Here is a 6,651-nt window from a genome sequence, read left to right as displayed (position 1 = left end):
GTGCTTTTCGCGCAGCGGACCGCGGGTGCGAGGTCAGCACCCGGCCTTCCCTGCGCCCTCTTGGACAAGAGGGTGGAATGACCAAGCAAAGCTCGGGCGAAATGCGCCGCGAGAACGCGGCGGTGCGTCCGCCTACCTCGGAATTCCGGTTCGGCGATCTATGTCTTGTCCCTACCGCTAGGGACAGACACGTTGCCGCGATCCGCTTAGCATGGTTCGCCCGGTTGCTCGGGACCGCAGGAGGAAACGCGTATGTCGGACGACATGCCTTCTGAGTGGCGACGGTACCTCGGGTGCAGCACCTGCAAGCTCGAGCCGGGGCGCCCGATGCAGCCGGCGGAGGCATCAAAGCGGACAGGGAGGAACCGGACATGAAGATCAGTTTCGCGCGAGCCTCGCTTTTTGTGGCATGCGTCCTCTATGGAAATGCTGCTCACGCGGACATCAAAATTGGAATCGTGATTTCGGCAAGCGGCCCCGGATCCGCACTGGGACAGCCGCAGCTAAAGACGGTTGCAGCTCTTCCGAAAGAGATCGGTGGAGAGAAGGTGACCTATATCGTCCTGGACGACGAGTCGGATTCGACCAAAGGCATCCAGAACGCACGCCGGCTGGTGATCCAGGACAAGGTCGACGTGCTGGTCGGCTCCTCTCTGACCCCGGTGACCATGCCGATGCTGGATGTCGCGCTTGAATCGCAGACGCCGCTGCTGTCGCTCGCTGCCGCTACCGCCATCGTTCAACCAATGGATGAGAAGCGCGCCTGGGCTTTCAAGGTCGTTCCCAATGACGACCTCATGGCGGCTGCCATCCTCAAGCATATCGCGACATCAGGCGTGAAGACGCTCGGCTATATAGGCGTTTCGGATGGGTATGGCGAGGGCTACTACAAGGAGGTGAGCCGCCTCGCGCCTGCGTTGGGGCTGACCGTGACCACACATGAGGTCTACGCGCGCGCCGACACCAGCGTCACCGGTCAGGCGCTGAAGGTGATGTCGACCAATCCCGATGCCATCTTCATCGCGTCCGCAGGAACTCCGGCGGTCTTGCCGCAGCAGGCGCTCCGCGAGCGCGGATACGCCGGGAAGATATTTCAAACACACGGCGTAGCCAGTGAGGAGTTCATCAAGCTCGGTGGCGCGAACGTCGAAGGTGCGGTATTCGCAGGCGAGGCATTTACCATTGCCGCCGATCTTCCCGCGGGAGATCCATTCCGTCGCTCGACGGAGGAGTTCTTGACCGCGTATGAAGCGGCGAACGGGCAAAAGCCCAACATGTTCGCTGCTCACCTCTGGGATGTCGTGGCGCTGATCGGAAAAGCTGCGCCGGATGCGCTGAAGATGGCAAAGCCTGGCACAATCGAATTTCGCGCGGCTCTGCGGGACGCACTCGAACGTGGCCAGAACATCTATCTCAACAACGGGCTGTCGAACATGAGCAAGGCCGATCACAACGGCTATGATGAACGCTCGGCCTTTCTGATCAAGGTCGAAGGCGGAAAGTTTCGCCTGGCAAAGTAGCGGCGCCGCCATTGCACGATCTGGTTTGGTCCGCCTCAGACCCAGCCGCCATCGACGATGTAGTGCTGGGCTGTGCAAGCGGAGGCTTCGTCTGAAGCGAGGAAGATGGTGAACTTCGCGACCTCGTCCGGCATGAGCTTGCGCTTCAGGCATTGTCGTTGCATCAGCTCGACCTCGCCCTCTGGCGTCATCCATTTATCGAGCTGGCGCTCAGTCATGATCCATCCCGGCGCTATCGCGTTCACGCGGATATTGTAGGGGCCGTAATCGCGCGCCAGAGAGCGTGTGAGACCGATCACGCCTGATTTGCTGGCGGTGTAGGCGGCCATGCCGCCTTGTCCGGCGATCCACGACACCGAGCCGAAATTGATGATGGCGCCGGCGTTCGCCGCCTTCATGTCGGGCAACACGGCCTGCGCAGCAAAGAACTGGTGCTTCAAGTTGACCGCGATACGGTTGTCCCAATATTCCGGTGTCATTTCCTCGGTGCTGTGCCGCTCGTCATGTGCGGCATTGTTGACGAGGATGTTGATCGCGCCGTGCACGTTGCGCGCCTCCGCGACACCGGCCCGCAACGCGGCGATATCGGTCAAGTCGACACGCATGAAACGCGCGCTAAGACCTTGATCCGACAGCTCGCGTGCCAGGGTTTGTCCCTCGCCAACCTTGATGTCGAAGAACACGACATTGGATTTCTGCTGGGCGAAGCGCCGCACGATCGCAGCGCCAATTCCGGATGCGCCTCCGGTGACGAGAACGACCTTGCCGGCGAGGTCGGAATAAACGGCAGCCATGGATATCCCTCGATTTGCGTTGGGGCAGCGCGATGCGCAGCCCGACTCTCCCGCTCACCTTAGCGACCTCCTTCGTGAGGTGCATAGATCAGAATTTTAGTTGCGTACCTCAAAAATCGAAGGCAGGATTGCACCAAAGAATGAAAGCCGTCGGGAGGAATGTGATGAGACTGCTCGGGAAACTGGGACTGGCCGTTCTCGCCTGCCTGTTGGGGGCGAACCTCGCTGCGGCCGAAACGACCGTCAAGTGGCTGCACATCGAGGCCAACCCGGCCCAGGTCAAAATCTGGGAGGAGGTTGCGCGCGCCTATGAGGGGGCGCATCCGGGCGTCAAGGTCGAGATGCAGTTCCTCGAGAACGAGGCCTACAAGGCCAAGCTGCCGACCATCCTGCAATCCAAAGACCGACCCAACATCATCTACAGCTGGGCCGGCGGTGTGCTGAAGACGCAGATCGAGGCCGGCGTGCTCGACGACATCACCGATTCTGTGAAAGGCTACAGCGACAGTCTCACACCCGCGGCGCTCGCCGCCTTCACCAGCAGCGGCCGCGTTTATGGTCTGCCCACGGCGCTCTCGCAGGTCGGCTTCCTCTGCAACAAGGAACTGATGGCCAAGGCGAAGGTCGATCCTGCCGGGATCAAGAGCTGGGACGATCTACTTGCTGCCGTGAAGGCGTTGAAATCCGCCGGCGTGACCCCGATCGTGGTCGGCGGCGCCGACAAATGGCCACTGCACTTCTACTGGACGCATCTTGCTGTGCGCATCGGCGGCAAGGCGGCGTTCGATGCGGCGCTGCGCGGCGAGAACGGGGGCTTTGCCGGGGAAACCTTCCAGAAATCCGGCGAGCTGTTCAAGCAACTCGTGGATCTCCAACCGTTCCAGAATGGCTTCCTTGGTTTCAAGAACCCGCAGGCGGTCGGCTATTTCGGGGACGGCAAGGCGGCGATGACGCTCGCGATCAGCACGGTCTATCATCTGCAGCGCGCTCTCGCCGCTGACAAGGTCGGATTGACCGAAGACAAGATCTGCTGGTTCGACTTCCCGGTCGTGACCGGCGGCAAGGGCGCGCCGACCGATACGCTCGGGGGCATCACCGGTTGGCTGGTTACGAAAGGCTCGCCGAAGGAAGCCGTCGATTTCCTGAAATACTTCGTCTCCAAAGAGGTGCAGACGCGGCTTGCCGCCGGCAACTTCATTATCCCGGTGGTGCAGGGCGCGGATGTCGGCCTCAACAACGCCTTCATGAAGCTGATCGCCGCCAATCTGGCAAAGTCGAACTATCACCAGAACTTCTATGACCAGAGCCTGGGTCCGTCGGTCGGCCGCGTCGTCAACGACGTCACGGCCGAGATCGCCGGCGGCAGCATGAGCCCGCAAGAGGCTGCCAAGGCGATCGAGGCGGCGTGGAAGCAGGGCAACTGACGGTGGCGCGGCGGACCGCGAGCGTGTCGGCGATCGGCGCTGCTGGCGAGATGGTGCCCCAGGTCACGGTCCGTGGCCCGAGTTGGGACGGCAGGCTGACGGTGCTCATCCTGTTCCTGCCGCCGGCGCTGCTATTGTTCACGTTGTTCGTTGTGCTGCCGATCGGCGAAGCAGCCTGGTATTCGGGCTTCAATTGGAACGGGTTCGGCAGGCCGACCAGCTGGATTGGCCTGGACAATTACCGCTTCGTGCTGGAGACCCGCGCCTTCTGGCTCGCTCTGCGTAACAACGGCCTGATCATCGCTGTTTCGCTCGCCATCCAGCTACCCCTTGCGCTCACCCTGGCCTTGATGCTGGCCGAGCGCTTTCGGGGGGCGGTGGCGCTGCGCATGCTGTTCTTCATGCCTTATATCCTGGCGGAGATCGCAACCGGGCTGATCTTCAGCTTCGTCTATGATGGCGACTACGGCCTTGTGGCTTCGATCTGGCGCAGCTTCGGCGCCGAGCCCCCGCATCTGCTTGCCTCGACGGATACGGCCATGCTGGCGGTGCTGATCGTGGTCGTCTGGAAGTACTTTGGCTTCCACATGATGCTGTTCATCGCGGCGCTCCAGGGCCTCGACAAGAGCTTGGTCGAGGCGGCACGCATCGACGGCGCGACCCGATCGCAAGCCTTGCAGCATGTCGTCATCCCGTTGCTCTATCCGACGATAAGGCTCTCCGTGTTCTTCGCCATCGTCGGCTCGCTGCAGCTGTTCGACCTCGTCATGCCCCTTACGCGCGGCGGGCCTGCGGACTCCTCGAACACGATGGTGAGCTTCCTCTACAACAACGGCATCTCGCGCATGCGGGTCGGCTACGGCAGCGCCATCGGCGTCATTTTGTTTGCGATCTGCGTGACCTTTGCTTTCACGTACAAGCGATGGTTCATGCGCGATGAGTAACGCCAAGGCGATCCGCGCGCCGTTCGATCCCTCAATGCTGTTCAAGATGGTGTTCCTCGCCGTCGTTGCCATCATCGTAGTGGTACCGCTGCTCGCGACCTTGTTCGGTGGCTTCAAATCGCTCGGCGAATTGCGCGTCAATCCGTTCGGCTTGCCACGTCACTGGGAGTGGCAGAACTATGCTGATATCCTGTTCTCGGCACGTTATTGGCAGCTCTTGCGCAATTCGCTGATCATCTCGACCCTCACGGTGGCACTGACCCTGATCGTCGCCTCGATGGCGGCGTTCACCTTCGCCCATATCAGGTTCTACGGCAGCTCGATGCTGCTGAGCTACCTGACGCTGGGCCTGCTGTTTCCGGCCGCGACGGCGGTGCTGCCGCTCTTCATCAAGGTGCGCGATCTCGGATTGCTCGATACATATTTTGGCGTTGCCCTGCCTCAGGCGGCCTTCGGTCTGGCGATGAGCGTGCTGCTGCTGCGGCGTTTCTTCAAGGACATCCCGTACGAACTGCTAGAGGCCGCGCTGGTCGACGGCTGCAGCTATATCAAGTTCTTCCGCTATGTGACGTTGCCTTTATCCCGGCCGATCCTGGCGACCGTCGGTACCATCACCTTCGTCAACAGCTGGAACGCCTATCTGCTGCCACTGGTGATGCTCAACACCGACGCGCTCTACCCCTGGCCGCTCGGTATCATGGTTTATCAGGGCGAGTATTCGTCCGAGTGGCATCTGATCCTGGCCTTCATCACGTTGACCATCCTGCCGACGATCATTCTCTTCCTCCTGGCGCAGAAACACATCGTTGCAGGCCTCACCGCCGGCGCGGTCAAGGGATGAACGGTACCTCACGGAGATCACAATGAGAAAAGTCGGCATCGGCATCATCGGCTGCGGCAATATCAGCACCGCTTATCTGAAGGCGGCCCAGCGCTTCCCGGTCATGGAAATCAGGGCGCTCGCCGATATGCGCAGCGATGCGGCAGAGCGGCAGGGCGCCGCCTTCGGGCTGCCGGCAATGCGGGTTGATCAGCTGCTCAAGCGGGACGATATTGAGATCGTCATCAATCTCACCGTGCCACTCGCCCACACCGACGTCAGCCTGGCGGTGTTGACCGCCGGCAAGCACGTTCATTCCGAGAAGCCGCTCGGCATCAACGTCACGGAAGCCCGCAAGGTGATGGATCTCGCCGCGCAAAAGGGTCTTCGCGTCGGCTGCGCGCCCGATACGTTCCTTGGCGGTGGGCACCAGACCGCGCGCAAGCTGATCGACGATGGCGCGATAGGCACGCCCGTGGCCGGCAGCGCGTTCTTCGGCTGCCCCGGCCACGAGCGCTGGCATCCGGCGCCGGGTTTCTACTATTTGCGCGGCGGCGGGCCTATGCTTGACATGGGCCCGTACTACATCACCGACCTCGTGCAGCTGCTCGGCCCCGTGGCGAGCGTGATGGGCTCGACCGCGCGTCCGAAATCCGAGCGGCTGGTCACGAGCCAGCCGATGAACGGAACGCTGATCCCGGTCGAAGTCTCGACCCATGTCGCCGGCACGCTCGAATTCGAGAGCGGGGCGGTCGTCTCGATCGCGATGAGCTTTGATGTGCCGAAGCACCGGCACGCGCCGATTGAGATCTATGGCGACAAGGGCAGCATGCTCGTGCCCGATCCGAACCGCTTCGGCGGCGAGGTGCAGGTCGCCAAGACCGGCGGCGACTGGGAGCCGCTGCCGCTGACCCACGGTCATGTCGATGGCGAGTTCCGTTCCATTGGCGCCGCCGATATGGCCTCCGCGATACTGAACAACCGGCCGCATCGTGCGAGCGGCGCGCTCGCTTTCCACGTGCTGGAGGTGATGGAAGCGTTCCAGATCTCTGCCGACGAAGGGCGACGCGTCAAGATCGAGAGTTGCGTCGAGCGGCCGGAGATGCTCCCGGCCGGGCGTGAAACCGGACAGATCGACTAAGGACAGAA

At 61.9% G+C, this 6,651-nt stretch carries 6 protein-coding genes; 5 read left to right on the top strand and 1 reads right to left on the bottom strand.

Annotated elements, in window-relative coordinates; genetic code table 11:
- Nucleotides 1-371: 371 nt before the first annotated feature.
- Nucleotides 372-1,520 carry an ABC transporter substrate-binding protein gene (locus AC0L2J_RS10045; RefSeq protein WP_473389029.1) on the top strand — a complete coding sequence of 383 codons (1,149 nt, stop codon included), beginning with the start codon at nucleotides 372-374 and terminating at the stop codon, nucleotides 1,518-1,520.
- A 35-nt stretch (nucleotides 1,521-1,555) separates the two neighbouring features.
- Here AC0L2J_RS10045 and AC0L2J_RS10040 read toward each other — a convergent pair whose 3' ends face one another.
- Nucleotides 1,556-2,314, bottom strand: coding sequence for an SDR family NAD(P)-dependent oxidoreductase (locus AC0L2J_RS10040; RefSeq protein ID WP_473389028.1), 759 nt, complete (start codon nucleotides 2,312-2,314; stop codon nucleotides 1,556-1,558).
- Between the two features lie 164 nt (nucleotides 2,315-2,478).
- Here AC0L2J_RS10040 and AC0L2J_RS10035 point away from each other — a divergent pair, with 164 nt between their 5' ends.
- The 4 genes from AC0L2J_RS10035 to AC0L2J_RS10020 are packed head-to-tail and all read left to right on the top strand — an operon-like array spanning nucleotide 2,479 to nucleotide 6,643.
- Nucleotides 2,479-3,738: an extracellular solute-binding protein gene (locus AC0L2J_RS10035; protein ID WP_473389027.1), complete on the top strand. Its 1,260-nt coding sequence runs from the start codon at nucleotides 2,479-2,481 to the stop codon at nucleotides 3,736-3,738.
- Nucleotides 3,739-3,740: 2 nt separating this feature from the next.
- The gene (locus AC0L2J_RS10030) at nucleotides 3,741-4,682 is read left to right on the top strand and encodes a carbohydrate ABC transporter permease (protein ID WP_473389033.1); all 942 of its coding nucleotides are present in this window, start codon (nucleotides 3,741-3,743) and stop codon (nucleotides 4,680-4,682) included.
- Nucleotides 4,675-5,523, top strand: a complete 849-nt coding sequence (locus tag AC0L2J_RS10025) for a carbohydrate ABC transporter permease (RefSeq protein ID WP_027517157.1) — start codon at nucleotides 4,675-4,677, stop codon at nucleotides 5,521-5,523. The genes AC0L2J_RS10030 and AC0L2J_RS10025 overlap by 8 nt, the downstream gene beginning before the upstream one ends.
- 22 nt (nucleotides 5,524-5,545) lie before the next feature.
- Nucleotides 5,546-6,643 (top strand): Gfo/Idh/MocA family protein, encoded by a 1,098-nt coding sequence (locus AC0L2J_RS10020; RefSeq protein ID WP_473389026.1) that lies wholly within the window; start codon nucleotides 5,546-5,548, stop codon nucleotides 6,641-6,643.
- Nucleotides 6,644-6,651 lie beyond the last annotated feature (8 nt).

The organism is Bradyrhizobium sp. MV1.5, assembly GCF_055807615.1.
This window is presented reverse-complemented; position numbering and strand designations above follow the sequence as displayed.